Genomic DNA, 2,669 nt, shown 5'->3' with positions numbered 1-2,669 from the left:
CTGCGGCGGGCCGGGCGCGGCGACGGCCGGGGCCGCCTCGCGGGTCTCCTCCGCCGATATGCCGAGGCCGCCCGCCGCAAGGGCCGCGGCGGTCAGGCAGATCGCTGCGAGGGCGAGGGGGTAGCGCATGGGGAGGGACTGTCGGCCCGAGGCACTGAATGCGCCCTGAATGCCGCCGGCCGCGGACCCATGGCCGGGGCCGTGCGGGCGGAGGGTGGCTCGGGCGGCGGCGGGTCTCATCGAAGGTCCGTGGGAAGCTGCGAAGCGTTACGGCCGAGAACCGCAGCGGTTCCATCGCGCCCCGTGCGATCCACGGGGATGCGCGTCCGGCCGCCGCCGGACGGAGCGAGGATCGGCGACGAAGAGGCCACGCGCGACGACTGTCGAACGCCGAGGCCGTCGGTAGTTTATACGCGAACCCGCCCAACGAAGACGCAGATGGCGCCCGAAGCGGCGGCCGAAGACCGCAAACGACCCAGCGCACCGCGGAACCAAGTTTGTAAACCGATTATTCTATTTTGAGTTGTATTCATCATGCGCGGCGGCTTCGGCCGCCCGCGTGAGGCGGGACCCGTCATGGCGATCGATCCGAACCACCTGTCGCAGACCGCGACGCTGACCTTCGCCGAGGAGTTCGACGCGTTCACGCCGTGGAACGGCACGACGGGCCTCGACACGGTCGGGGCGCCGCAATGGTCGACGAAGGTCCGCGCGACCGGGACGATGCCATACAACGATGAATTGCAATATTACGTCGCCGGCGCGGACGGCGCCGCGGGCGGCACGGCCGGCCTGCCCGACCCGTTCCAGGTCTCCGACGGCGCGCTGACGATCTCCGCCGCGCCGGCCGCCCCCGACATCCAGGGTTCGATCGAGGGGCAGACCTACACGTCGGGGATGATCAACACCTACCACAGCTTCAGCCAGACCTACGGCTACTTCGAGATCCGCGCGCAGCTCCCCGCGGCCCACGGAATGTGGCCGGCGTTCTGGATGCTGCCCGCGGACGGGAGCTGGCCGCCGGAGCTCGACGTGATGGAGATGGTCGGCGGCGACCCGAACACCCTGCGCAACACCGTCCACAGCCAGGTCTCGGGCAGCCAGCGGGTCGACGCGACGCATTACCTGGACGAGGCGAACGTCGCCGTGCCGGACATGACGTCGGGCTTCCACACCTACGGCGTCGACTGGGAGCCCGACACCATCACCTGGTACTACGACGGGCACCCGACCTTCCAGGCCGCCACGCCGGCCGATCTCAACAAGCCGATGTACCTGATCGCCAACCTCGCCGTCGGCGGGGCCTGGGCCGGCGACCCGGACGCGGCGTCGGCGCAGATGACGATCGATTACATCCGGGCCTATGCGAGCGCGCCGACCGCGGCGTCGCCGAGCGACACCTTCCACTTCCGCGACGCGAGCACCGGCGACGACCTCTACACGACGAGCGCGAGCGAACGGGCCTACGTCGCGCAGAACCTGCCGTCCTACACCGCGGAGGGCGTGGCCTGGATGGCGCCCGCCACGAGTGCGGACACGGTGGACGTGTTCCGCTTCGTCGATACGCGGACGGGCGAGCACTTCTATACGGCGAGCCCCACGGAGCGCGCCCACATCGACGCGATGATGCCGAGCTTCCACGACGAGGGCGTGGCGTTCCAGGCCTATGCCGACCCGGCGCTGGCCGGCGCCGACGCGCTGACGGTGCAGCGCTTCCTCGACACCGCGACCGGCGAGCACCACTACACGGCCGGCACCGCCGAGACGGCGGCCTTCGAGAAGGCCCAGGCCGGCGGCAGCTGGGTTCACGAGGGGGCAGCCTTCACGGTGCACGCGCCGTCGCCCGGAATGCTGGACCTGTGACCCCGCCGCAGGTCACCCGGAAGGGGGGGATCGCGTCCGGCTGGCGCTGGCGGAAGACGGTGCGCTGAAGCCAGTTGCAGGCGGCCGACGGGCTCTCGACCAGGATCGCGGGGCCGCAGGGGAAGTCGGCCGGGATCTCGGTCTCGATGGTCTGGGGCCGGCCGTCGCGGTCCCAGGGCGGCGCATCGAAGGCGATCTCGGGGAGCATCACCCGGCGCCCGTCGGCGCCGAGGCTCTGCAGGCGCCACGTGACGTGCAGCGCGCATTCGGCGCCGTAGGCGATCACCCGCGTCTGGCGCAGGGCGCCGCCGGGCGCGACCTCGGGCGTCAGCAGGTCCGTCGAGCGGACGCGGTAGGGCCCGTGCCAGTCGCCGGCGGTGTAGGAGACGAAGGCGCACAGCGCGAGGAACAGGCTCCCGCCGACCGCGTGGTAGAGCCGGGTGAGCCAGCGGTCGAGGGCGGCGCTCATCGCAGATCTCCCCGGAACAGCCGCCAGATCTGGCGGACGAGCGGCAGCCGGTCGATCCCGAACTGCGCCAGCGCGAAGGCCGTGACGGCGACGGCGACCGCCGCATGCTTCATCCGCCGGTAGTACCGGGCCAGCGCCCGCCGCTCGATCCGGTCGTCGATCACCGCGTCGAGGGCGGCGAGGCGGTCCGGCGTCTGGTGCCGGATGAAGCTGCGCCACTCGGTGCCGAACCGGACGACCAGCCGGTCTACGTCCGGCTCGGTCGCGGCCCGCTCGGCGTAGGCGCGGCGGATCAGGGTCTCGCCGAGGCCGTCGTCGGGGGGCGGCAGCACCCGGC

General features: G+C 71.9%; 3 protein-coding genes. 1 reads left to right on the top strand and 2 read right to left on the bottom strand.

Translation table 11 applies throughout. From position 1 onward, the window contains the following. Window positions 1-576 precede the first annotated feature (576 nt). The gene (locus FV223_RS24740) at window positions 577-1,863 is read left to right on the top strand and encodes a family 16 glycosylhydrolase (RefSeq protein WP_147729443.1); all 1,287 of its coding nucleotides are present in this window, start codon (window positions 577-579) and stop codon (window positions 1,861-1,863) included. On the opposite strand, the gene FV223_RS24735 is transcribed toward FV223_RS24740, so the two are convergent. Together FV223_RS24735 and FV223_RS30815 are read right to left on the bottom strand one after the other, a co-directional pair. Further along, a complete protein-coding gene (locus FV223_RS24735) occupies window positions 1,823-2,332 on the bottom strand; it encodes a hypothetical protein (protein ID WP_147729442.1) in 510 nt (169 codons plus the stop codon). The genes FV223_RS24740 and FV223_RS24735 overlap by 41 nt on opposite strands. Next, window positions 2,329-2,669: hypothetical protein (locus tag FV223_RS30815; protein ID WP_187276237.1), on the bottom strand; the 341-nt coding region annotated here is incomplete at its 5' end. The genes FV223_RS30815 and FV223_RS24735, both read right to left, overlap by 4 nt.

This window comes from Methylobacterium sp. WL116 (genome assembly GCF_008039455.1).
In the GTDB taxonomy this organism is placed as follows: Bacteria; Pseudomonadota; Alphaproteobacteria; order Rhizobiales; family Beijerinckiaceae; genus Methylobacterium.
Note: the sequence above shows the minus strand (reverse complement) of the source record. Positions and strands in the feature narration are given on the sequence as shown.